This is a genomic window from Sporolactobacillus shoreae (assembly GCF_004684935.1).
Lineage (GTDB): Bacteria > Bacillota > Bacilli > Bacillales > Sporolactobacillaceae > Sporolactobacillus > Sporolactobacillus shoreae.
On sequence record NZ_SRJD01000002.1, the window covers coordinates 95,712 to 121,348 of the forward strand.

The window sequence follows — 25,637 nt, forward strand, 5'->3', positions numbered from 1 at the left end:
TATGAAGGGAATTATTCTTGCAGGTGGGAGCGGAACTCGTCTGTATCCGATTACTCGTTCAATATCAAAACAGTTACTTCCCGTTTATGATAAACCAATGATTTATTACCCTTTATCTGTCCTTTTGCTTGCCGGAATCAGAGATATATTGATTATATCGACATCGAAAGATACGTCTCGTTTTAAGGAACTATTGGGGGATGGATACGATCTGGGAATCAATATTCAATATAAAATCCAACTAAGTCCGGATGGTTTGGCACAGGCATTTATACTTGGTGAGGAGTTTATTGGTAACGATAATGTCGCTCTCGTACTTGGGGATAATATTTTTTACGGTCATGATTTTACAAAAATACTTCAAAGAGCTGCTAATCAGAAAACTGGAGCGACAGTTTTCGGTTATAATGTGAAAGATCCAGAGCGCTTTGGTGTTGTAGAATTTGATGAAGGAGGGAAAGTCATTTCAATCGAGGAAAAGCCAAAGATGCCCAAGTCATCATACGCGATTACAGGTTTATATTTCTATGACAATCAGGTTGTTGACATTGCAAAAAGCGTAAAACCTTCTGCACGTGGGGAACTTGAAATCACTTCTGTCAATGAGGCATATCTAAGAAAAGAGCAACTAAATGTTGAACTCCTTGGTCGCGGCTTTGCATGGCTTGATACCGGCACCCATGAATCTTTACTTGAGGCCTCACAATTTATTCAGACTGTGGAGAATCGTCAAAGTTTGAAGGTAGCTTGCCTAGAAGAAATAGCTTATCGGATGGGCTATATTGATGATGAAAAATTATATCAGTTAGCCCAGCCATTAAAGAAAAATGATTACGGTAGATATTTATTAAATATCTTGAAGAACAAAGACAAAAGTAAGAATCTAGATTAATAGTAAATACTAATGCAGGTGATGAAAAAGTTGGCAAAGGCAAAAGTAACAAACACATTTTTAAAAGGTGTCAAAATAATTGAACCGATGGCTTTTGGTGATAATCGCGGTTTTTTTATGGAAAGCTATAACGAGCAAGAATTGGATATGCTGGGAATACATACAGAATTTATTCAGGATAATCAATCATTTTCCAGTGAACCCGGGATTGTTCGTGGGCTGCACTACCAGCTGAATCCAAAATGTCAGACAAAATTGCTTCGTGTTTTAACGGGTGCGATTATGGATGTCGCTGTGGACATTCGCAAGGGCTCGCCGACTTTTGGTAAATGGGGTGGATTTATTCTAAGTGAATACAACCGCAGGCAGCTGCTGATCCCGAAAGGTTTTGCTCACGGTTTTTGCACGCTTACGCCGAATGTGAATGTATTCTATAAAGTAGACGAATATTATGCACCGGAACAGGATCGGGGAATCATGTGGAATGATCCGGATATCGGCATTAATTGGCCCGTTAGCGATCCGATCCTTTCGGAGAAGGATAAGCACCATCCATGTATGAAAGATGCTGAGATCAACTTTGAGATAGGGGCTGAAGACTGATGAAACTGCTTGTAACCGGTGGGGCCGGCTTTATCGGTAGCAATTTTGTGCATCATATGATCAAATTTCACCCTGAAGATACAGTGGTGAACTATGATCTCCTAACTTATGCGGGTAATCTGGAGAACTTGAAAGACGTTGAAGATCATCCGAATTACCACTTTATTCATGGGGATATCCGAAATCGCGAATTACTGGAATATATCATTGATCAGTATCAAATTGATATGGTTGTTAATTTTGCGGCTGAGTCGCATGTGGACCGGAGTATTATTGAACCTGATCTGTTTATCAAATCCAATGTGATCGGCACGCAGAACTTGCTTGATGTTTCAAAAAGCAAACATGTGAGGAAGTATCTGCAGATTTCAACAGACGAGGTGTATGGTACCCTAGGTTCGGATGGCTATTTTAAAGAAACAACACCGCTCGCACCCAACAGTCCTTATTCTGCGAGTAAAGCCTCTGCGGATTTAATTGTACGTGCATATTATGAGACCTATGGCATGAATGTGAATATTACTCGTTGCTCAAATAACTACGGCCCGTATCATTTCCCAGAGAAGTTGATTCCGCTTATGATAACTAATGCCCTGGAAGGAAAAGAACTCCCAGTCTATGGTGATGGACAGAATGTCCGCGACTGGCTATACGTTGAGGATCACTGTGCGGCAATTGATCTGGTACTCCAAAAAGGAAAACCAGGCGAAGTCTATAATATTGGCGGTCATAATGAGAAACGAAACATCGACATTGTGGAGCTGATTGTTGATACACTGGGTAAATCTCGTGACTTGATTAAGCATGTTTCGGATCGTTTGGGCCATGATCGTCGCTACGCAATCGACCCGACAAAGATTGAAACAGAGTTGGGATGGAAGTCGCAATATATGTTTGAAACAGGGATAAAGAAAACAATCCAATGGTATCTGGATCATAAGAACTGGTGGTATAAGATTAAATCTGGCGAATACATGGACTATTACAAGAAACAGTACGGGTCAAAGAGCTATGTCGAGTAAAGTATTAGTGACAGGAGCTCATGGACAACTTGGAACGGAATTAACGTTGATGTTGAAAAAAAGTGGCTATGAAACCTATGGATTCGGTCACCGGGAACTGGATATTACTTGTTTAGATGAAGTTCGTCGGGTGTTTCAAAAGGTTCAGCCGAATGTAGTTTGTCACACGGCGGCCTATACGGCAGTCGATCAGGCAGAATCCGACCGTGATGGGGCTTTTCTAGTAAATGCCTATGGAACACGTAATGTGACGATTGCGTCTGAAGAAGTAGGGGCGAAGCTGGTCAGCGTCAGTACGGATTATGTTTTTAATGGTGAAAGTGTGGGGACATATACAGAGTTTGATGCACCTTCACCATTAGGCGTCTACGGTCAATCGAAGTATGCAGGTGAACAGTTTGTTCATGATTTTTCCTCGAAGTTCTTTATCGTCCGGACCTCTTGGGTATACGGTCAATATGGCGGTAACTTTGTCAAGACGATGCTGATGTTGGCTGAGAATCATGACGAATTAAAGGTTGTCAATGATCAGCACGGCTGTCCAACCTATACAAAAGATCTGGCTGAAAGGATCATCGAGTTATTTCAAACTGATAATTATGGCATCTATCATATCTCAAATTCAGGAAGCTGTACGTGGTATGAATTTGCGAAGGCCATCTTTGAGATGAAGGAAATACATATTCAGGTAAACCCTTGTACGTCAGAAGAATTTCCAAGACTGGCGAAACGCCCTCACAATTCGATTTTAGAACATGTGGCGTTAAGATTGAATGGTTTTGAAGAGGTAAGGGATTGGAAAAGTGCGCTTAAGGATTTTTTGATTAAGACTGAAAAATAAAATTCAAAGGGCATTAACAATGAAAATATCCGTAATTATACCAACATTTAATCCAGATCATGAATTTGAAGTGGCTATTCGAATGTTAGAAGAAAATCTAGCCTCATTTAAAAATGCAATTAGTGAAATAATAATTGTTGATTCTGGATCAAAAAATGGTGGGATCGAGTTTCTTAAGGAAAAAAATATTAAACTTATTCGTATTAATTCACGTGATTTTAACCATGGTGGAACAAGAAACATGGCAGCCAATAGGGCATCAGGGGACATCATAGTATTTATGACTCAGGATGCAATTCTCTTTAATGAAAGATCCATTGCTAACCTTGTTTCGCCGTTAATCATTCATAAAGAAATTGGAATGGCCTATGGAAGACAGCTACCAAAAAGGGATGCAGACTTTTTTGGAAAATTTGCACGAGAGTTCAATTATCCAGAAAAAAGTACAATAAAATCATTAAAGGATATTAACAAACTTGGTATAAAAACCATATTTGTTTCCAATTCGTTTGCCGCGTATAAAAAGGATTTATTGAATAGAGTAGGGGGATTCCCGTTACATACAATACTTGGTGAAGATACATGTGTGGCAGCAAAAATGATAAATGAAGGCTTTTCCATTGCGTATGTAGCAGATGCACAGGTTTATCATTCACATAACTATACGATCTTGCAGGAGTTTCATAGATATTTTGACACTGGTGTTTTTCATAAACAAGAGAATTGGATATTGAAAGAATTTTCAGCCCCCGAATCAGAAGGTCAAAAGTTTATCAAGATGCAACTAAAAGCGTTGGTCTCACTGCATAAATACTATTTAATTCCTAATTTTATTTTGAGAAATGGAATGAAATATTTAGGATATAAATTAGGATTTTTGGAAAAATATATCCCAATAAACATCAAAAGAAATTTATCTATGCAAAGGACTTTTTGGAGAAAATAATGAATGGGTGAGTAAATTGATTATTGGTATTAACGCGACCATTCTGGATGATAAGCCGACTGGATTAGGGATATACACAATAAATATTATTAATGAACTGTCCAAAGTGTTAGAATCAACTGACAAAATAATTGTGTATACGTCAACTCCAGAATATTTTACAGATGAAAAAATTGTTACAAAAAAGGTTACTAATTTAGTCAAGCCTAAATATGGCAAGAAGGCAGGACTTATAAGATTTCTTTGGTTACAATTTATCTTCCCTTTGCTGGTGACAAAAGACCATTGTGATATTATATATTCAACGACTCATCATGGAAATCTTTTTATAACCAGAAAACAAATATTAACAATCCATGATCTGTTGGCAATAAAGTTTCCTAAACAGTATAAATTACAAAATTTATACTTTAAATATGTAATTCCGCATTTGTTGAAAAAAAGTCCCTTTTTGTTTACAGTATCCGATAATACAAAGTTAGATATTGTGAACTATTTTAATTATCCGTCTGATAACATTTCTGTAATCTATAATTCATATAATAAAGAACACTTTAAATTAATAAATGGACAATGGTTTAAAAAAAAATATGGCAACTATTTACTATTTCTAGGTGCATCTTTTCCACACAAAAATGTTAAAAATGCAATAAAAGCATTTATAGATGTAGTTAGCGGTGACAATAATTTGAATGTGAAACTAATAATTGTTAACAGAAAAAATGATTATTTGGAGAGTGTTAAAAGATTTTTTAAAGCAAATTCTTACTTTGAAAATAGGGTTGAATTTGTCGATTATGTTGCCTACAATGAATTGCCTGAAATGTATTCAAATGCTGTTGCTCTACTATATCCTTCGCTTTACGAGGGATTTGGAATTCCTCCACTTGAAGCTATGGCTTGCGGATGCCCTGTCATAGTATCAAATAACTCCTCTTTACCTGAGGTGTGCGGAGACAGCGCTCTGTATATTGATCCAAATGATATTGGTTCTATAAGTTATGGAATAAGGAAAATGCTTTTGGACGACGATATGAGAGAAAATCTGAAAAACAAAGGGCTAATTCAGGCTAATAAATTCAGCTGGGAATATAGTGCAAAAAAATTGTATAAAGAACTAGAATTGAAGACAAGTGAATTAATAAATTGAACTTTTATAAAGGGGTTAATTAATAATAAAACCAACAAATGAAGTACAAGAAAGCTTAAAACGGTTCAGTAAAGATTCATTAACATATGGTATTGCTGTTATTATTCCTGCTATTCTTGGAGTGTTATCAATATCCATATATACGAGAACTTTTTCTGCTAATGAGTATGGAATTTATAACATGGTATTAATGACCACTACTTTTATTACTACACTCTTTGCTCAATGGATACAGCAATCAGTTCAGAGATTTTTGCCAGAATACAGAAATAATATTTCAATTTTTAATGCCAACTTAATGGCACTGTTATTTTCAATTTTATTAGTGATACTTTTACTCGCCTTTATTCTTTGTCCATTAAAAAGTATTATGGGAAGCTATCAAGGGTATTATGGAATTTCAGTCATGTTAGTTTCTACCCAATTTCTTTATTTAACAATTAGTACCGTTGCCCAATCTTCATTTAAGTCAATTGCATACAAGAATATTAGTTTAATTAATGGTCTGTTTAAATTTATTTTTCCTATACTTCTTATCTACGTTGTTGATCGCACGATAAATAATCTGCTTCTAGGAATAGTTCTTTCACAGCTTTTGTTAATTTATCCCTTAATGCGAATATCTTCGTTCCGAATAAAAGATCTTATTCTTATTAATTTTAAAAATTTTACCAAATTTGTTTATAGTATATTTTCTTACGGATTTCCAATGATCGGATGGTTTTTAGGAAATAGTGTATTGAACCTTTGTGACAGGTATGTAATTCAAATATTTTCCTCGAGTAAAGAGGTAGGAATTTATTCCGCAAATTATTCTATAGTATTTTCAACTTTATCCTTACTGACATCGCCATTGATTTTAGCAGCACAACCTATTTTAATGAATCAATCTAATATTAAAGAGAATAAAGAAAAAATCAAAAAGACAATATCGTCCTTTTCCACGTTCTTTGTTATAATCTCTATGCCAATGCTTTCATATGTTATATGTTTTCAACATGAAATTTCCGCCTTTTTTCTCGGGGGAGTTTATTCAGAAGGTTCAAAAGTTATTCCCTTGCTTTTTGGGGGTATATTTCTGTGGAATCTAGCATTATTTGGTCATAAAGGATTTGAATTATTAAAAGAGACAAAAATAATGTTCCTTTTCGTACTTTTTTGTGCATTTTTAAATATCATCTTGAACCTCCTTCTTGTACCCAGGTTCGGATACATCGGCTCATCTGTTGCTACTCTAATCAGTATGGGAATCTACCCGCTTCTAGTTTTAATTGTTTCTAAGAGGACCATACTGGAGTGGCAATTAGATTGGAAAAGCATTTATAAAATAGCTGTTTCCTCGGGAGTTGCAGGAATATTTGCAATAATACTAAAATTATTTCCCTTCAATGGACATTATTTTATTGAGTTATTTATAGGAGGTTTAATAGGATTATTTATTTATTTTTATATGATAATTAAACTGAAAGTCGTCGATGTTGATATCCAGGAATATATTAATAAATTTAAGTTTAAACAATAAAGCTCTGATGAAGGAATGGTGTTGTTGGTGTTAGAATTTCTTACTGACAACAATCTTTTTAACTTCAAGAGTGTCTCAAAGTTTTTGAAAACTGCCCTTCGTGCTATGACCTCATCTACAACACTCTTTATGGAGTGCATCGTCTCGCTGACAGTATAATGGCCTATAGCTTGTTTCAGGGTGACTAGGATATCTTCCGTAGAGAAGCCCCGATCTTTGGACACGAGCAGAGTTACATAAGTTAAGGTAGAGATGAGAATGAACGATTTGAGGCAAGCGGCTACAGGTACCCAGTGGTGATGAACTAGGGGATTCTCTTAAATCAGTTTCGGCACTGGCGGTGCAAGTTGTGTCTCACGGCTCACTTCTCTCATTGTTGGTTTATCATGGCAGAAGGCGTTTGTTTTGACCTACACAAAAAAGAAAGATATCAAGTGATTCTATAACTATCTAGTCAACTGACTGTCTATTAAGACAGTCTTGTTTTTTATAATTTGTGGACAGCATTGCAGTCAAACTGCGGTCAATAACCACCGTCATTTTCTGGACATTTATGAATAGCAGTACCACTTCCGGATTTGTTTCTTCCTTACTAATTGTAATAAGGCAAATTGCTTCGAAAAACTAATGAGTCAGGCCAATCCGATTGATGTCGCTGTAAATGATTCAAAACTTTTGCGGTGGAACCGTGGGTTTCTTAACGGGATCGATTACTGGATGGGTTTTCTTTATTGCATTGACCCTTGCTTTCAAATTGGGCATAAGCCTGATGAATCTGACGTCCACGGATCCACCGACCGTACTAGACCGGCTTGAACGAATTTTTGGCGATGATTCGCGTTGGCTTATTCCCTCATGAGGTCATCCAGAGCACGTGATTGCCCTCTATTCAGAGGAAGGACGGGACAATACCATCGCCGAAAACTTGAGAACGAACTGGTCTTCGACAATCTGAAACAACACAATCTGCATTTTCGCTGATTCCACCTCAGAGACTGAAAAAGGTTCACATGGAATTCAGCTTATTAGCCCTGACCCACAACCTGATGAAGAAAGCGAAAATAGATTTCAAAAAGCAAAAATAAGGAGATCCTTCCTTTTCGGGACCGAAAAAAAATAAAAAGTAAAGAGTGGAGAGATAAGCCTAAGCTTTCTTCTGCACTCTTTACTTTTTTGGAGGCTTTTCGGACTACCTCATAAAAATTAATACTTGGTTAAAAATTGTTTGAGTAGTCAACATCAAGATCAACAGAACCGCTAATTCCACTGACAGAACCATTGCTTGTGTACTGCCAGAGGTCTACCTGAGTTCCGATACCTTGGTTTGAATCCATACCTCTGTATCTGGCAAGCCAGAGAAGCAGACCGTTTTCAAGCTGGGAGGCATCGATGTTACTTTCAAAGAAAGACTTATTTGAGTAAAGACCTAATTTTGTAAAACCTTTTGCCTTCATTTCATTCATGAAGGCGTTAATATTTGCTGACATTTGCTGAGGATTTATTCCATCGAAAAGAACAGTACTTCCGGATTTTGCCTCTACATCAAGGAAGGTGTATCCAAAAGAATTGGAATCTGTTATTCCAGCAGCATTCAGCACTGAAACATAGAAGTCAGCTTCATTGACCGCATCCTGTGGTGTACGGGCATGAAAGAAATGATAGGAGTTAACCTGTAGCCCAACCCCTTTTGCTTGCTGAACATAAGAAGCGAAGTTACTGTCAGTAATATTGTTGCTTTCTGAGGCTTTGATGATTACAAAGCTATTCCCGGCATTCTTCACAGCGTTAAAATCGACAGTACCCTGATAATGAGAAATATCAATACCATATTTCACACCTGCGGGGGGACTGAATGTGCTGAAATTAGTCGTTACATTATCCTTGCTAATAAATCCTTGTGTTCCATTATAGTTAATCTTCAGCCAAGAGTTGTCGTTTGGCGCCACGCCAATGACAGAGACAGGTGTTCTTTCACGTAATGTGGTCACAACACCTGATCCTGAACTTGGCTGTTGGTAAATACTCAAGTAATCGTAACCAATATAGGCGGTATAAGCATTAACAGGCGTATAATCGAGCGGTGGATTACCAGGTGTAATACTCTCAGACCAGGAATAACCTGTCGTTGTACCGTATTTAACACGATACCAGTTTCCACTTTTGCCGAATACTGTCACAGGGGTGTTTTGGCTCAATACTGTGATTCTGCTCGAGGCTAATCCAGGATCGGTACGCAGATATAAACTCGGGACATTGACGAAGCCATTATAGGATTGGAATGGAGGGACACCCACTCTAATGCTTCCGGCCCATGCATAGCCCATCTTTCCTGCATAGTTAACGCGATACCAATTTCCGCTTCGACTGTAGATCGTAACATAGTAATTCTGATAGAGATAACGAATTCTTCCATACTTCAACCCAGGACCGGAGCGCATCCAAATAACTCCTGGAGTTACATAGCTCCTTATCCTTGGCGAACCAGCTCTGACAGATCCGGCCCAAATATAACGCGTATGTCCACCATATGTAACTTTGTCCCAGTTTCCACTTCTTCCTGTTACAGTTAACGTCTGGTAGCTGTAATAAACGCCTACGGAATGATACCATGTACCCGGACCAGTGTGGATGTAAGCCTTACCTGCAGTTATATAAGCACTGTAGGAAGAGGCCGCCAAAGCAGGTTTGCCTGCCGGTATAATCAACAGTCCGGCAGCCAATGAAAAGAGCAACAAAAATACATTAAATTTCCTGGACAACCTTTTCAATGTTCACTCTCCCTTTGTTTTATTAACATTTGGTTTTCACAAGATACAAATGTTATCCTGTTTATGGAAAATCTATGAAAACCACAAGTTATTTCTATTATCGTAAGAAAATCACGGTATTTCAATAGGCTTATTATTATAATAATGTTAAAAATTATGACCTTTTTGCAAAGGATGCAGTTAGTTTTGAAACCATAGCTTTTTAATTACAGAGGCACGTGCTTTTTCGAGAGCAAACTGTTAAGTAGACAGTATCAGCACAATCAGTGACATGATGGACAGGTTCTTGTGATCTCCTGTGATCAAATGTAAAATGGAGCTATTAAGCTTTGCGGGCGTAAATATTTGAGTGCAATTCTTTCAGAATTTGCTGAAATAGGGTCCATGATACTGCGAGAGGGAATTCATATTGTTAAGACTTCGCAAGTTAACAGTGATATCGATCCTGACTGCCGCGGCTGTATCCGGCCGGCTGCTCATTCATGGCGTTAATATCCAGCCGGCGACGCTGATAGTGATCCTGACAGGCTGGTTTTTCGGATGGAAAGCAGGATTGGCAGAAGGGCTGATGGTAGGTCTGGTAACCGATATGATTCTGGAACTTGGCTACTGGACACCTTTTCAGATGGCGGCATGGGGGCTGATCGGGCTAATTTCCCATTTCATCCCGAAAAAAGTTTTTCTTTATGTTAGCTGGCTTGGCGTTTCCGGTTATGTGTTTGGTTTAATCATGGCCTTTTCATACTTTTTGATGGCGGCGGATATTAAGATAGTTCTTGCGATGTATGCCAGCGGTTTGTTGTTCGATACGTACCACGCTGTGGGTAATTTGATGTTTGGTCTTTTATCGCCGCTTCTGTTTAAAGTGTTTCGAAGAGAGCAGGAAGCGCTGAAAATTAAATAATGGTTTTGAAGGATGGAATCAGGTGGAATTCCTGAACGATCCCGTCACGGTTAAAGTCCGATCTTTTCTTCCTAGCCGGAGCAATACATCCATTTGCGGTCGACATCTGGGGATTCATTTCCTGTGCCTCATTGGGTACGGGATTTTTTTATACAATAAACTTAAGGAGACTGGTCTATTGAAGAAGAAAAATTTCATTGCGGTCCTCATGGTTGTACTTATTGTCATCATTGGCCTGTTTGTTTATCATGCGGCATATCAGCAGCCGCAAAAAGCTCAGACCATCCAGCAAAGCAATAAAATGACAGCCTCTTCCACTCTTGAACTGAAAAACGGTAATAAAGTCATTGTTAAAACCAAAGTGCCTGTGGCTAAGGGAGAGACAGCCTTGCAGCAGCTGAAGAACTATGCCGCTTCACATCACATTCAACTGACGATCACCGGTTCAGGGAAGATGGCCTATGTGACAAGTTTGGAAAATTTGAAGGCCGGCGGCAAAAAGGGCTGGATGTTTTCCGTGAACGGCAAAGAGCCGAATGTAGGGGCGGGAGCGACAATCATTAAACCGAATCAAACGGTGATTTGGTTTTACACGTCGTTTTAAGCATTTGATCAATATCTCATTAAGCTCATGAAAAAAAGAAGCTATTTATCCGAGTGGATACTCGTGAATGGCGGTAAAATCAGATGAAAGGCAGGAAGGACGAAGCATGAAGCTCTATACGAAGCATGGCGATCAAGGGATGACTCAGTTGGTCGGCGGTACCAAGGTCTCAAAGGATGACCGGCAAGTGATCGCCTATGGAACGATGGATGAATTGAATGCCTGGATCGGTTGTACCATAACCTTTTGCAGCGGCCCAACGGCCATTTTCATCAAAGAATTGCAGGAAATTCAGCAATGCTTGTTTGATGCGGGACATGACCTGGCAACGCCTCCCGATCGTCCCGCACACATTTTCAGTGAAAAAAATGTGGCATGGCTCGAGAAGAGAATCGATTTCTACAGCGCCCATTCACCAGAAATCAAACAATTTATACTTCCAGGAGGAAGCCGAACGGCGGCGGTCCTGCATATTGCACGCACGGTAACTCGGAGGCTTGAGCGGCAAATTGTCGCTCTGCAAAATGAAACGTCCATAAACAAGGCAGTTTTAAAATACGTCAACCGATTGTCTGACTATTTCTTTGCCGCAGCAAGATATGCCAATGTTCTCAACCAAGTTGATGATGCATTTTATGTCCGTGACAGGGAAGAGTTTCATGATGACTCTGGGCGGGAGTAAAGCTTCTCAAATGAAAGTATCATCTGGGGTGTCTATTTATAAAAAACCAATGGGGGGGGAACATGAATAATAATAGCAAGTGTTGATCAATAGAATCGTCGTGAACGCACCCAAATAATTTATTTAGATAAAGTACTTGAAATATTAAAAGATATCAGATAATATAATATTCATAAAACGTTTTAGTAATTAAACAATTTTAAGAAAAATCAATTAACAAGTTGCTGGTGGGGGATAAAATGGTCAATATCAAGGATATTGCCAATAAGGTAGGACTTTCTGTGTCTACCGTGTCAAAAGCACTAAACGATTATTCAGATATAAACAGTGAAACGAAAAAGAAGGTGAGGGAAGCTGCAAAACAGTTGGATTATCTGCCTAATGTAATGGCTCGGAGTTTGATCACGAAAACATCAAATACGATCGGTGTGTTTTTTGGTGATCAGATTAATTCAGGTTTTGATCATCCATTTTTCAGCCAATTGATCTGTTCTATTAAAAATACGATTGGGTTAGCAGGATATGACTTGTTGATCTTTTCTAATCAAAAAAGGGATACATCCAGTTTTAAATCAATTTGTTACGAGAGAGGTGTCGATGGAGTCATTCTTATTTTAACGGGACATCGTCGAACGGATGACAAAATATTGGAGTTACATAATAGCTTGCCAGTTGTTTATATCGATAGTGTTCCGAATTCGGATTATAAGAACGTATGCTTTGTCGAATCTGACAATGAGAAGGCTGCCTATGATGCAACAGAGCATTTGATAAAGTTAGGCCATAGAAAAATTTTGAAGGTAGCTGGAGACAATATTGCTAAGGCATCTTTTGATCGAATTTCAGGATATAAACGTGCTTTGCAAGAACACAATATTCCGGTTAATAAACAGTTAATTCAGTATGGAAACTTCTCAAAAGATCAATCCTATAAAGTCGTTCAATCGAGTATCAAAAATAAAATCGATTTTGATGCCGTTTTTGCTTCAAGTGATCTCATGGCTTTTGGTGCAATAGAAGCATTGAAGAATTTAAATATTAAAGTGCCTGATGATATTGCCGTGGTAGGTTTTGATGATATTGACATGGCTAAGTTGTATCAACCTGCGCTAACAACGATGCATCAGCAAAGTTATAGAATGGGAGAAATCGCCTCACAAATCTTGTTGGAAAATATTAAAAATAAAGATGATGTAGTAAGAAATGCCAAGTTGCCTGCAAAATTGGTTGCTAGAGATAGTAGTGGGTGAGCTTAAAAGATTTTTTATTTATTACCTAAAACGTTTTAGATAATCTAAAACGTTTTAGGTAATAAATAATGATAAAAAGGAGGAGTAATTATTTTGAAGAGACTATGGTTAGGGACAATGTTGGCAACGATGTTTATTTTTACTTCAGTTTTGTCAGGTTGCGCGGGGGCGGGAAGTCAATCAGGTAATGGGGCGAAAGGAACTGAAATTAGTGCGATTGTGCAAGACAGATGGGCACCGTATGTGAAAAAAGCGGTGAGTATCTGGAATAGTGAACACCCAAAGCAAAAAGTCAATTTAAATATGTTGGTAGTAGGCTATCCACAACTCTATCAGAAACTAACGACCTCTGCTGCCGGAGGAAATACACCTGATTTTTCATTAATTGATTCAGTGTGGGTCACAGAATTCGCAAAAAATGGATATTTGCAGCCTCTAGACTCTATCGATCCTTCCTGGGTTAAAAATGACTATGACAAAGATTTCTATCCCGCCCTTATTAAGGGAGACTCGTATCAGGGACATCCTTATGCGATTCATACACAAACGGATATGGTTCTCTTATGGTACAGAAAAGACTGGTTCAAGAATGAAGGATTACAACCACCAAAGACCTGGCAGGACCTTACTTCCGATGCTAAATACTTTGCTCAAAAAAATATAGAGAAGAAGTACGGAAACACCCAAGGAATTGCTTTTCAGGCAGGAGTAAAAGCAGGTGAAACAACAACATCTCAAATTTTGCCCTTTTTATGGTCAAATGGAGCAGACGTATTAAAAAATGGACAAGTCGTACTGAACAGTAAAAATACAATACAATCAATGCAAATGTTGAATAATTTAGTGAAGGATGGATCTGCTCCAGCGGATGTTACGACCTATGATTGGAACACATCACTGCAATTATTTGCAAAAGGCAAAACGGCAATATCAGTTGGAGGAAGTTATGAGAAAGCATCAATCCAGCAAGAATCTGGATGGTCTGATGCGCAATTTAAACAAAAAGTTGGTTTTGTTCCCGTTCCGGCAGGTCCTAATGGGAAACCATCAACACAATCTGGAGGAATGGATTACGTTATATACAAGAGTTCTCAGAATCAAAAACTTGATTTGAGCATTCTTAAACTTATTACTGGTCCAAAGTTGATGAAAGACTTTCTTGTTGAAACCCAACAAAATTCACCAAGAATATCTGTGACAAAAAGCTTTGATCCGAAAAAGCAATGGTTTTTAAAAGAAACAGGGAATTACCTTTATAATGCTGAAACGCGTCCATCATCACCAGTCTATTCAAAAGTGTCAACTCAATTGCAAAACATGATCGAGGATTCGGTATCCGGGAATACGAGTGCAGGAACCGCCGTTTCAAATGCCGCCAGTGCCATTAGTCAAGTAACTGGTTTAAAAGAGAAAAGCAGCAAATAACAAGAAATAGTAAATCACAAATCGGGGGATGTTTTATTATCCCCTTATTTATTAGATGAGGTAATGGCATGCAAACTATATTAAAAAAACAAAAAATTTCAATAGTTCCTATTGTTCTTCTATTACCTGCCTTAACACTCTTAGCTGTTTTTTCAATCTATCCCGTATTCAATGCTTTTTTCCTTAGCTTCTATAACAAGCAAATGCTGGCTCCAGGAAAAACGTTTATTGGTTTAGGAAATTACATTCACTTGTTCCAAGATGCCGCTTTTATGAATTCACTGAAAGTGACAGTACTTTATGTAGGAGGATCTGTCCTTTTACAGTTTTTAATGGGTTTGATTATCGCTTCATTATTATGTGTGAAAGATTTAAAGGGAAGGGCCATCTTTCGAACGCTGATTATTCTCCCGTACACGTTGTCAGAACTTGTGGTGTCACTAATATGGTTAAGAATGCTCGATCCTCAATCTGGAGTAATTAATTATATTATCAGTCTGTTTGGAGCACAGCCGGTAAATTGGTTATTTCATTGGGCTTTACCTGTCGTTATTTTAGTGAATGTATGGTGGGGGACAACTTTTTCACTGCTCATGTTTGAATCAGCAATGCAGGGAATACCGCAATCCCTCTATGAAGCTGCAGAGGTTGATGGTGCGTCAGTCTTCCAAAGATTTATATACATTACTTTGCCTGCATTAAAATATATCTCTTTGTTAGTTTTGATCATGATTACTCTCTATACGATTAACTCATTCGGTATAATCTTTGTCCTGACAGCAGGTGGGCCGGTTGGGGCTACAAATGTGATTGGCATGTACATGTGGAACAATGCCTTCCAGTCATCCGATTTGGGGCTAGGTGCCACGATATCAACAATCATTTTTATTGTAAACATTGTTATAACACTGATTTATATTCGTGGCTTTGGCATGAGTACTATGGAGAGAAGGGACTAAAAATGAAGACTAAGCTAACAGTAACCTATGTCATTCTCTCTGTTTTTGCATTAGGAGGGCTATTGCCCGTGTTGTGGATGTTTGTGATGTCTTTGCAAACGCCTCGTGCCCTGAATAGTTTTCCAACACTTAATTGGTTCAAAGATTTTGAGTTTAATAATTATCAGATCGCTTTGAACCAGGGCGGTATTTATCAGGGGTTAATCAATAGTTCGATTATTACCGGCGGTACATTGATCATAAGTGTCACTTTTGCAACTCTTGCAGCCTATGCGTTGGCTAATTTCGAATTCAAAGGGAAGGCATTGCTACTCATTGGAATTTTAATGACTCAACTTATTCCAGGGATGGCAGCAATTGTTCCTTTATTTGATATTTTAAAGAGTCTGCATCTTATTAACACATATACGGGGCTTATATTAATATTTGCCGCCCGGACCATCCCGCTAAATATATGGATTATGCATGGATTTTTTAAAGAATTGCCAGCTGAGTTACGCGAGGCAGCAATTATTGACGGGTGCTCGGTATACACAACATTCACTCGTATCATATTGCCTCTTGCACTGCCAGGCATCGGAGCTGCCTGCATGTTTACATTTATGCAAACGTGGATTGACTTTATTATGCCTTTAACCACATTGTTTGATCAAAATAAATTCCCATTTACGGTCATGCTCTATAAATATGTAGGGGATCCCATAATGGGTACAAATTATGGAGTTGTTTTTGCTTCAGCTGTTATCGGGACGTTACCGACACTATTAATGTTTGTTTTCTTTCAGCGTTTTTTTGTAAAAGGATTAACATCAGGTGCGGTAAAAGGATAAGACAAAGAGAATGAAGAAGGTGTGATGGTTTTGGAAAAATTGACTATTGGTACGGTACAGATTGATTGTAATATGGAGAACAAAGAGGACAATATCCAAAAAGTAGAGAAAATATTGGATCATTACGGACCTAAAACGGACATTCTATGCTTTCCTGAATTGTTTACAACCGGGTATCATCTTGAGCAGATTGATCAGAATAAATTTTATGAGCTTGCTGAAGAAATTCCTGGGCCAACTGTAACACGTTTATCCCAAAAAGCAAAAGAGTATCACACAGCGATTGTAGGAAGTATTGTTGAAAAAGACAGAGACTTACAAGCTGTATTATACGATACAGCGTTCGTTATAAATGAGAAAGGCGAATATGTTGGAAAATATAGGAAAGCTCATTTGTATCCTACCGAACATCAATATTTTCGATCAGGTTCAAGTTTTCCCATTTTCAAGGTTTTTGGGATACCTGTTGGCGTAGCCATTTGTTATGACCATGCTTTTTTAGAACAGTTCAGGATACTCGCACTTAAAGGAGCACAAATCATATTTATTCCATCAGTAATCCCTAAAAATTATGAGTATCTATTGGATTTGAGAACACGGGCAAGGGCCCAAGATAATCAAGTTTTTACTGTTGCATCCAATCGGGTTGGGCAAGAAGGTGGAATAATCTATTGCGGACGAAGTAAAATCGTCAACCCAAAGGGAGAAATAGTTAGCGAGGGAAATGATCAGGAGTCTGTTGTTACGGGTCTCATTGCTTTAGGAGAAATTGACAGTGAAAGAAAGCAGGAACCCGTTTTCCGAAATAGAAGACCGGAGCTCTATCAGCTCCTTTCTCAAACAGAAGCTAACTCATAAAGAGGAATAATCCATGATTCCAGATCAAAATCAAAAAATAGAAGTGCACAAACTGTTAGATAAACAGAATAAGAAGCCCATCGACACGGGTTGTGGTTCGCTTTCGGCAAGTATCAGCGACAAAGGATTATTACGCTCTTTAAACTCGGTCCATTCAGAGCAGGGATATATCACACTCAATTCGATCGATCCATTTCCAAACGATAAGTGGTTTGATAGTAAGTTTGTACGCGAATATAGAACTAAAGTGGCAGATTTACATCACAGTGGGGATTTTGGAATCTCAACATTAACTCCGCCGTCAAAGACAAATATATATTACGTAAATCATACAATCCCGTTATTTGTTCATGAATATCCCATGCTACGAGTATTCTCATTGTTTCTTTCGAAAAGGGTGAATAACCAATCTTATCTTATCCATCATTGTATTTTTAAGAGCAGTTCAGACCAATTGATTGAGGTACCCTTTCAAATAAGTGGAAAGTTGAATTTAAATCGGAGCAGCTACGGACAGTTAACTGAGGGCGGCCCAGTTATGATGCCTGAAAACGAGAATTATTTGAAGATTTCGGGACATCAGATGGATATTTTAAATCCTAATCTACCTGCGCGGGTGCGAATTTTATTATTCGATGGAACGAAACCTTTACTTCTGCCTGATTGTGAGATGAGTTCCTCAAAACCTCTGTTCTTTTCTCATAATGGGAGTCTCCGTTTGAGCGAAAAGGGCAGACAGACGATTTCAATGATCTATTCTTTTGATCCAATAACCGATGCAGGCATCAAACAAGTACTGCTTAATACTCAAAGCAGGGTGAAGGCAATCAATTGGGAGGTTATTATTCATGAGCAGTCAACTGACCCTGTAAAGAATGAAACGCTTATTATTCAACGAAACATCGATTATATTCGATCTTGTTGTTCAGTACCTATTGGGAATGACGTTTATTGCGTGATAACAGACCATCAATTATTACCGTTATCCTGGAACCGTGACGCTTACTATATGATGAAATTACTTGTACTAAATGCGTCCGAGGAAAGAGCAAAACACTTAGAAAGTGCTGAAAATGATTTTCGTATTGTTAAGGGTCATATTACTTGGATGTTTCAGACTGCCGAAAGACCAAACGGCTATTGGGGACGCGCCTATTTTACAAATGGTAAATATAAAGATGGCGTTTTTCAGCTTGATCAGCAATGTTATCCCTTACTAGAGTTGTGTGATTACTATCAAACAACAAATGATGATTTGTTGGTCAATCAATCAGTTCCTGCCATAAGAGAAATACTCAATTTGTTATTAGATTACAAGGCCCAGGATTATTGGTTATTTGGTACAGGAGAGACGCCGGCAGACGATCATGTTGCTTATCCGTATCACTTTTCAAGTCAAGTTTTACTATGGAAGACCTTAACTGAATTAGACAAGTTAAATAAGCGGTTTTCTTTCTATAAGGAAAACTTGTCGGATTGGGCAAGCCGGATAAAAAAAGATACCATCAAAAAATTCAGTGCATTAATTGATGATAAAAGAGTATTTGCTTATTTAACTGATTTAAGAGGAAACGATACTTTTTATCATGATGCCAATGACTTGCCCACAGTATTAGCACCAATCTGGAATTTCTGCAAGATTGACGATGAGTGCTGGTTGAACACCATGCAGTTTGCTTTTTCTGAAAAGAATAAAGGCGGTTATTACAGCGGAAAGTTTGGCGGGTTAGGCTCTCTGCACACTCCTCATCCTTGGCCTTTAGGAAGTGCTCAACAATTAATATTTTTTTATCTAACAAAAAATAGAAAGTTATACATTGATGTACTTGAAAAAATAGAAAGACTAGTACAATGGGATGGTTTGTTTCCTGAAGCGATCAACGAACAATCTGGAGAAGTTGAGTCTCGACAATGGTTTTCATGGCCAGGTGCTTTTATATCGCTATTTCTGTTATTTAAGAAGAATAAACACGCTTTATTGGGCGATTTATGACTTTTGATGTTCAACTAACAAAAAATAGTCGAGGTGGAAAAGGATGTCTCGTATTGTTCTGAATCACATAAAAAAAAGATATAAAAATGGGAAAAGTTTTGCAGTAAAAGATATGAATTTGAGTATTGAAAACCGAGAATTTATTGTTTTTGTTGGACCGTCAGGCTGTGGAAAGTCAACTACCCTGAGAATGATTGCCGGACTTGAAGAAATTTCAGAAGGAGACTTGTACATAAATGAGAAACGAGTGAATGAGGCAGCACCTAAAGACAGAGATATTGCGATGGTTTTTCAGAATTATGCGCTATATCCGCATATGACTGTTTACGGGAATATGGCTTTTGGACTCAAAATAAGAAAATTCAAGAAAGATGAAATTAATCGGCGTGTAACAGAGGCCGCAAATGTTCTCGGACTCAATGAATTTCTGAATCGTAAACCAACAGCTTTATCTGGCGGACAAAGACAGCGTGTTGCTTTGGGAAGAGCAATGGTGCGGAATCCAAAGGTTTTTTTAATGGATGAGCCATTATCTAATTTGGATGCTAAGTTAAGAATACAAATGCGTTCAGAAATAATTAAGCTGCACAGAAGATTAAATGCAACAACAATTTACGTCACACATGATCAGACGGAAGCAATGACAATGGCAGATCGTATCGTCATTATGAGAGAAGGTGAAATTCAGCAAATTGGTACACCCAAAGAAATATACGATAATCCAGCCAATATTTTTGTGGGTAGTTTTATTGGTTCACCAGCAATGAATTTTATTCCCGCTATGCTGTCTTTGGAGGGCCAAATACACATCGGTAATCATACGATTTCACTGCCCGAAAACAAGCAGGCGGTATTGAAAAAGAAGAACTATTTTGGAGTAGAATTGGTGGCTGGAATACGTCCTGAAGATATTCATCTTGAACATGATGACAGCAGTGATTCAAGTACTGTTCTTACAGCCAAGATAGATGTTGCTGAATTATTGGGCTCTGAATGCATTCTGTACACCAAAATTAATAATGTTGATCTAGTGGTCAAAGTTAAATCCGGAGATTTTAAAAGTGGTGATGAAATTAAATTAGCTTTTGACATGCAAAAAATGCGTTTCTTTGATCCGGAAACAGGGAAGTTGATAATATAAGGATGTAGCGAAAATACATGATCCATTAAAATAGTCAGGTTTTATACACGTGATTGAAGTAGCGTATAGTTCTTCTTTTTATTTCGTAAGCGCCAAAAAACCTCCACCTGCTTTTTTAGGTGGAATTTTTTGACGCTTTATTTGCTGATTCAACGAGGATCAGTGACTCTTTACTTCGCGAGAGTGGAAGTTATCGAGGCATCCCAGTCGTCAGAAAAGTATACGTTAATAAATTTTTATTGAAACTAATGGTTTTCATTAATATAGGTATGATATTCTTGTGCTTGATAAATTGGATGTATCAATAAGAACATGGCTCCAATATCAATGGAAAGGTGAGCACCTTAATGCTTAATGTAAACTTCGGAATGCAGGACGTGAATCACTTCAGTACGGGCATTGGCGTATTTGGAAACAAAATCATTATGGAACTTATGAAATATGACGACTTAGATTGCACGGGACATATTTTTTTTACTCCGGGGCTAAGAAGAAAAGACTTCAAGCGGTTTCGGTTTTCGACGAAAATTTGTTATTTGCCGGCCCGATGGATGTATAACGTCCGGCTGAAGCTGCTGCCTCTTTCGATGCGTCAGATTTGCCACAGAAAAAATGATGTCCACGTATTTTTTAATTATAAATTGCCCAGAGTGAAGTTAGATGGAAAAGTCGTGGCAACGATTCATGACCTAATTCCTCTGAAAACCGAAATGGAGAATGAGGCAATCAGGAATCAGTATTTGGCGCGTGTTCAGGATGCAGTGAAGCGTTCGGATGAGATTTTAACCGTGTCCGAGTATTCCAGAAAGGACATCTCGGATTACTTTCAGATTCCAGAAAATAACATACATATCATTCCTAATGGCGTAGACTTTGCCGCGTTCAATACACCGATTGATTCAGATCGACTGAAATCCGTTCGGGAGAACTATCAGCTTCCGGACAAGTTCATCCTTTACTTCGGTTCATCAAGAAAACATAAGAATGTGGAATCAGTTATCAAAGCGTATGCCCGGTTAACGGACACGCTGAAAGATTCCTTTCATCTGGTCATTACGAACGCTAATGAACCGCTGAAGCAATTGGCGGAGAAATTGGGTATTCAGCCGTATGTCCGGTTTGTCGGGAAAGTGGACGACTCAGACAAGGCTGCGTTTTACCAGTTGGCCGATCTGAAGCTGTTTCTCTCGCTGTATGAGGGATTCGGTATCCCTATTTTAGAGGCGATGGCGGCCGGAACTCCGGTCATCACGTCCAATGTTTCCTCATTGCCTGAGGTGTCCGGTGATGCCGCACTGCTCGTCGATCCTCTGGACATTGATCAGATCGCGGAAGCAGTGACCCGGGTATTAACCGATTTCGAGTTGCGGCAGGACATGATCGACAAAGGCTTGGCAAATGCACGGAAATACACCTGGGAGAACGCCGCCAAGATATTGCATGATTTCCTGATCCATGAATTGGATCACCAATAATAATGAAGAAATAGAGCCGGAGGTAAATTTCCCCTCCGGCTCTTCATGTTATTAAGATTGGCTATGTTTAAATTAATGTTGCTTTTGCTCTTCGTTGATTGGAGCGGAAGGCGCGAGACTCCTGCGGGATCGCCCGCGGAAAGCGAGCACCTGAAGCAAAAAACAACAGACAAGTTTAACAAAGCCTTAAGATTAAAAGTAATGATTACTCATCCTCTTTGTATCTGAGGCTTAATTTGGCGAAGGTGCTCTTCTTCCATTTACGGACGGTACTGCGATGGACGCCATGGATGTCGGCGATTTGCTGGATCGTGTAGCCCTGAATCATATGCAGATGATAAAAGCTGCGTTCGTTGCGGTCCAGAGTTGCGAGCAGGCATTCCAAAACGACTTGTTGCTGGAAATCATCCGGCGCCATGTATTCTTCAATGGAATCTTCGAAGTTATGTCTTGTGTGGTATTTATAATGCTTGTCCAAATAGCGCTTCAATCTCCGGTCAATGGTTGTTTTCAAATACGCAATAAATCTTGAGCAGGTATTGTATTCCTTAGGTACCAGATCCACATCAAAAGCATCATCAGCTCTCCAGAGGGCTTCCCTAGCCTCCTGTTTCAGATCTTCCTCGTGGTTCCCTTTCAGATAAGGATGTTCCTCACAAAATCTCTTTACCTGGGAATGAATCAGCGGATTGAATTTCTTCAGTAAGGTTTCGTAAGCGATTTCTCGGGACCGATGACAGACGGGTGACAAAGTTTCAGAAAACTTCATGAACAATATCCTCTCGTTTGTGAATTTGCTCTGGAGCATCCAGATGTCATTGAATGGCCTTGCTGAAAGAAGCTGCGAAATAGAAGAGATGCGGGCAGCCGGCCGCTGTAGGAAATTTGATGTGGTTAAAATGTCTTGCTTATTCAATATATATCAGAAATTGGTGAAAGTTGTCTACCATTTTTTTCAATTATCCGAATTGAAAAAAAGAGGAATTCGAAATTTGTTCACAAATTGGGATGTGTCGGTCGAATTTATTTCCACACGGGATACAAAAAAGTAAAGGCTTGAGTGATCTTGTTTAACTATTGATGATATGAGGGTTGATCAAACAGTGGTAAGGATTTCTGTCTGATAAAAACTATGTCAGAAAATATAACAAAAACAGTTTATTTTCTTTAACCAGAATTATAATAATGTCATTAGTTAGTTTGTTCTTAGACCAAACAAACTTAAATTTACGGAAAGAGGGCCTGCTGTGAAAACGGGAAATATGGAATTGGTCAGGAATATCAATCGTCGGCGTGTATTGGATGTCATTAAGCGTTATCAACCTGTCAGCAGGGCAGTTATTTCAAGAAGGCTTTCATTAAGCCGTTCAACGGTTTCCATGATCGTGAACGATTTAATTGCGGATCAATCGGTTATTGAATTAGGTACAGGGGAGTCAACCGTCAATGGCGGAAGAAAGGGCACAATGCTGGGCTTTAATCCACGGTCTGCTTTCGGTATCGGCATTGATCTTCAGGGAGAATGTTCGCGCATGGTACTCACAGATTTGGATGGAAACGTAACGATTACCCGTATTTTTTCGTGTAACCACAATCTGGAAGAATTTAAAGCTATTTTAAAAAAATTTCTAAAAGAATTATCTGATGAAGGGACAAGCTTAGTAGGAATTGGCATTTCTGTGCCCTCGTTTGTGAAAGATCATGAGATTGTTGTCGATGCACCTTCACTCGACTGGCAGAATCTTAATTTGGTTGAGGCATTGGCTGATATTACAGATCTCAATGTATTTGTGATGAACGATGTGAATGCCGCGGCATTCGGCGAAAGATGGGTGGGACAAAGCAGACAGATTGATAATCTGTTCTATGTATCGATCGGAACCGGTGTTGGTTCGGCGATTATTGCGAATGGTGAGTTAGTCTCCGGTGCCGATCAGGCGGCAGGAGAGATCGGCTATACACTGGAAAAAAGCGATATCGATCAAAACGATACCTACGCTGCAGGGAGATTCGGAACTTTTGAAAAAAAAATCACGACGCTGCTTACAGCTGAGAAAATAACGCGGGAAATTCATGATCAGTTGGTTACTCTATTAGCTGTCGTCATAGCCAATGTATCCAGCTTATTGAATCCTGAGAAGATTATCATCGGTGGATCGTATCAGGAGATTCTGCAGCCCATAATCGATCAGGTCCAGAAAAGAGTGGAGCTTTACACTCCACTGCCGGCTGAGATCTCTTATTCTGTTTTAGGTCAGGATGCAGCGGCTATCGGTTCTGTGGAAGGATTATATCGGTATCTTCGGGAACAGGAAATCTATTAAATAACTTTGCAGAGGTGAATAGTTATGGAAAAGTCAGGCAATGGATTAGTTCGCAGTATTGGTACGGTACAGGCGACAGCGATTAATATGTCACAGATGATGGGTGCCGGTCCCTTTATAACCATCCCAATCATTTTGTCCACCATGGGCGGTCCGCAAGCGATGTTCGGTTGGATTGCCGGGGCTTTGCTTGCCCTCTTAGACGGGCTTGTCTGGAGCGAACTTGGCTCCGCACTCCCCGGTGAAGGTGGTACATACGTGTATTTGCGCGAAGCGTTCCAGTACCGGACAGGAAAGCTCATGCCGTTTCTATTCATCTGGTCGACATTGATCGCAACACCAATGATGATGGCCACAGGCGTGATCGGGCTCGCCAATTATTTTGGCTATTTCTTTCCCCATATCACACCGCTTGAGACGAAGCTTGTTGCAGTAGCCGTCACGATCATCACGATCGCGCTTCTGTACCGTCGGGTGACTTCGGTGGCCAAAATAACTATTGTCCTTTGGATCGGTATGATTGTGACTGTTGTCATGGTCATTGGCACAGGACTAACCCATTTCAACCCGCACCTGGCCTTTAGCTTCCCTCAAAATGCCTTTGCACCAGCCAGCTTCTTTGCCGGTCTTGGCGGAGGCATGCTTTTAACCATCTATGACTACATGGGCTATTACACCAGCTGTTATCTGGGAGATGAATTGAAAAATCCTGGCCGGACTATTCCTCGTGTCGTCATTCTGTCAATATTGCTCGTTACGGCCATTGATCTGTTAATGAATATCGGAATCATCGGTGTTATTCCGTGGCAGACAGCGATGAAGAGCACCAATATCGGCAGCCTGCTGATGGCGCACATTTGGGGGACTCCCGGTGCGGTGATCATTACCTTGTTGATTATCTGGACCTGCTTTGCGTCCGTTTATACAGGACTGCTTGGGGCCTCACGTCTTCCCTATAACGCGGCTAAAGACGGGCTGTTTTTCAAAGCATTTGCTAAGCTCCATCCCAAGTATCAGTTTCCAAACGTATCTTTGCTGATTATGGGCCTGGTCATGGCGATCTGCTGCTTCTTTGATCTTTCAACCATTATTAATGCCTTGATGGCGCTGATTATTGTTGTTCAATTTATCGGCCAGATCTTTGCCCTGACGGTTCTTCGCAAACGCCGCCCGGATTTAAAGCGTCCTTATAAACAGTGGTTGTATCCGATCCCAAGCATCATTGCTTTTATCGGATGGGGCTATGTTTTTTATTCGTCCGGCTGGTCTGCAATAAGTCTGGCTGTTGCTTGGACGGTTATTGGTTTCGGAGTCTTTCTGATCTGGGCCCGCGTGCATCATGACTGGCCTTTTGGCGAGAAGAAAATTCATGAGACGTTCAAAACACTGCAACAATGATTCATAATGATATAGAGATCAATCCAACTGCAATAGAAGGTGAAAGTCTG

The 25,637-nt window shown here is 39.3% G+C and carries 23 protein-coding genes; 20 read left to right on the top strand and 3 right to left on the bottom strand.

From position 1 onward, the window contains the following. Position 1 precedes the first annotated feature (1 nt). From rfbA to E4665_RS02420, 7 genes are read left to right on the top strand one after another with little or no spacing between them, the layout of a single operon-like run. On the top strand, positions 2-892 hold the full coding sequence (gene rfbA, locus E4665_RS02390) for a glucose-1-phosphate thymidylyltransferase RfbA (RefSeq protein ID WP_135347213.1): 891 nt from the start codon (positions 2-4) through the stop codon (positions 890-892). A 30-nt stretch (positions 893-922) separates the two neighbouring features. Then, complete coding sequence (gene rfbC / locus E4665_RS02395) at positions 923-1,495, top strand: dTDP-4-dehydrorhamnose 3,5-epimerase (protein WP_277752200.1); 573 nt, start codon at positions 923-925, stop codon at positions 1,493-1,495. Beyond that, positions 1,495-2,517, top strand: a complete 1,023-nt coding sequence (rfbB, locus tag E4665_RS02400) for a dTDP-glucose 4,6-dehydratase (RefSeq protein WP_135347215.1) — start codon at positions 1,495-1,497, stop codon at positions 2,515-2,517. The genes rfbC and rfbB overlap by 1 nt, the downstream gene beginning before the upstream one ends. Next, positions 2,507-3,358 (top strand): dTDP-4-dehydrorhamnose reductase, encoded by an 852-nt coding sequence (gene rfbD, locus E4665_RS02405; RefSeq protein WP_135347216.1) that lies wholly within the window; start codon positions 2,507-2,509, stop codon positions 3,356-3,358. The genes rfbB and rfbD overlap by 11 nt, the downstream gene beginning before the upstream one ends. Before the next feature lie 19 nt (positions 3,359-3,377). Continuing rightward, positions 3,378-4,304: a glycosyltransferase family 2 protein gene (locus tag E4665_RS02410; protein WP_135347217.1), complete on the top strand. Its 927-nt coding sequence runs from the start codon at positions 3,378-3,380 to the stop codon at positions 4,302-4,304. A 7-nt stretch (positions 4,305-4,311) separates the two neighbouring features. Then, positions 4,312-5,454 (top strand): glycosyltransferase family 4 protein, encoded by a 1,143-nt coding sequence (locus tag E4665_RS02415; RefSeq protein WP_135347218.1) that lies wholly within the window; start codon positions 4,312-4,314, stop codon positions 5,452-5,454. 25 nt (positions 5,455-5,479) lie between these two features. Continuing rightward, positions 5,480-6,976 (top strand): lipopolysaccharide biosynthesis protein, encoded by a 1,497-nt coding sequence (locus E4665_RS02420; RefSeq protein WP_277752204.1) that lies wholly within the window; start codon positions 5,480-5,482, stop codon positions 6,974-6,976. A 1,214-nt stretch (positions 6,977-8,190) separates the two neighbouring features. On the opposite strand, the gene E4665_RS02425 is transcribed toward E4665_RS02420, so the two are convergent. Then, positions 8,191-9,744, bottom strand: coding sequence for a GH25 family lysozyme (locus tag E4665_RS02425; protein ID WP_135347220.1), 1,554 nt, complete (start codon positions 9,742-9,744; stop codon positions 8,191-8,193). A 409-nt stretch (positions 9,745-10,153) separates the two neighbouring features. Here E4665_RS02425 and E4665_RS02430 point away from each other — a divergent pair, with 409 nt between their 5' ends. Beyond that, positions 10,154-10,648, top strand: coding sequence for an ECF transporter S component family protein (locus E4665_RS02430; RefSeq protein ID WP_135347221.1), 495 nt, complete (start codon positions 10,154-10,156; stop codon positions 10,646-10,648). Here the strand turns inward: E4665_RS02430 and E4665_RS18645 are convergent. Further along, a complete protein-coding gene (locus E4665_RS18645) occupies positions 10,641-10,766 on the bottom strand; it encodes a hypothetical protein (RefSeq protein WP_277752201.1) in 126 nt (41 codons plus the stop codon). The two genes, E4665_RS02430 and E4665_RS18645, sit on opposite strands and share 8 nt — an antisense overlap. 60 nt (positions 10,767-10,826) lie before the next feature. Here E4665_RS18645 and E4665_RS02435 point away from each other — a divergent pair, with 60 nt between their 5' ends. From E4665_RS02435 to E4665_RS02480, 10 genes are all read left to right on the top strand, one after another. Further along, on the top strand, positions 10,827-11,252 hold the full coding sequence (locus tag E4665_RS02435; protein WP_135347222.1) for a DUF4430 domain-containing protein: 426 nt from the start codon (positions 10,827-10,829) through the stop codon (positions 11,250-11,252). A gap of 106 nt (positions 11,253-11,358) precedes the next feature. Beyond that, the gene (locus tag E4665_RS02440) at positions 11,359-11,934 is read left to right on the top strand and encodes a cob(I)yrinic acid a,c-diamide adenosyltransferase (RefSeq protein ID WP_135347402.1); all 576 of its coding nucleotides are present in this window, start codon (positions 11,359-11,361) and stop codon (positions 11,932-11,934) included. Positions 11,935-12,173: 239 nt separating this feature from the next. Beyond that, entirely contained in the window at positions 12,174-13,184 is a 1,011-nt protein-coding gene (locus E4665_RS02445) for a LacI family DNA-binding transcriptional regulator (RefSeq protein ID WP_135347223.1), read from the top strand. A 93-nt stretch (positions 13,185-13,277) separates the two neighbouring features. After that, positions 13,278-14,609 carry an extracellular solute-binding protein gene (locus E4665_RS02450; RefSeq protein WP_135347224.1) on the top strand — a complete coding sequence of 444 codons (1,332 nt, stop codon included), beginning with the start codon at positions 13,278-13,280 and terminating at the stop codon, positions 14,607-14,609. A 68-nt stretch (positions 14,610-14,677) separates the two neighbouring features. After that, complete coding sequence (locus tag E4665_RS02455; protein ID WP_135347225.1) at positions 14,678-15,568, top strand: carbohydrate ABC transporter permease; 891 nt, start codon at positions 14,678-14,680, stop codon at positions 15,566-15,568. A gap of 2 nt (positions 15,569-15,570) precedes the next feature. Further along, positions 15,571-16,398 (top strand): carbohydrate ABC transporter permease, encoded by an 828-nt coding sequence (locus tag E4665_RS02460; RefSeq protein ID WP_135347226.1) that lies wholly within the window; start codon positions 15,571-15,573, stop codon positions 16,396-16,398. 30 nt (positions 16,399-16,428) lie between these two features. After that, positions 16,429-17,256, top strand: a complete 828-nt coding sequence (locus tag E4665_RS02465) for a carbon-nitrogen hydrolase family protein (RefSeq protein WP_167815079.1) — start codon at positions 16,429-16,431, stop codon at positions 17,254-17,256. A gap of 13 nt (positions 17,257-17,269) precedes the next feature. Further along, positions 17,270-19,249: a glycoside hydrolase family 125 protein gene (locus E4665_RS02470; RefSeq protein WP_135347228.1), complete on the top strand. Its 1,980-nt coding sequence runs from the start codon at positions 17,270-17,272 to the stop codon at positions 19,247-19,249. Positions 19,250-19,292: 43 nt separating this feature from the next. Then, positions 19,293-20,390: an ABC transporter ATP-binding protein gene (locus E4665_RS02475; RefSeq protein WP_135347229.1), complete on the top strand. Its 1,098-nt coding sequence runs from the start codon at positions 19,293-19,295 to the stop codon at positions 20,388-20,390. A gap of 347 nt (positions 20,391-20,737) precedes the next feature. Continuing rightward, entirely contained in the window at positions 20,738-21,865 is a 1,128-nt protein-coding gene (locus tag E4665_RS02480) for a glycosyltransferase family 4 protein (RefSeq protein ID WP_135347230.1), read from the top strand. A gap of 205 nt (positions 21,866-22,070) precedes the next feature. Here E4665_RS02480 and E4665_RS02485 read toward each other — a convergent pair whose 3' ends face one another. Further along, positions 22,071-22,634: a sigma-70 family RNA polymerase sigma factor gene (locus tag E4665_RS02485; RefSeq protein ID WP_167815080.1), complete on the bottom strand. Its 564-nt coding sequence runs from the start codon at positions 22,632-22,634 to the stop codon at positions 22,071-22,073. A 478-nt stretch (positions 22,635-23,112) separates the two neighbouring features. Here E4665_RS02485 and E4665_RS02490 point away from each other — a divergent pair, with 478 nt between their 5' ends. Next, entirely contained in the window at positions 23,113-24,189 is a 1,077-nt protein-coding gene (locus E4665_RS02490; protein WP_135347232.1) for an ROK family transcriptional regulator, read from the top strand. 24 nt (positions 24,190-24,213) lie between these two features. Then, positions 24,214-25,587: an APC family permease gene (locus E4665_RS02495; RefSeq protein WP_135347233.1), complete on the top strand. Its 1,374-nt coding sequence runs from the start codon at positions 24,214-24,216 to the stop codon at positions 25,585-25,587. The last annotated feature ends 50 nt before the right edge of the window (positions 25,588-25,637 follow it).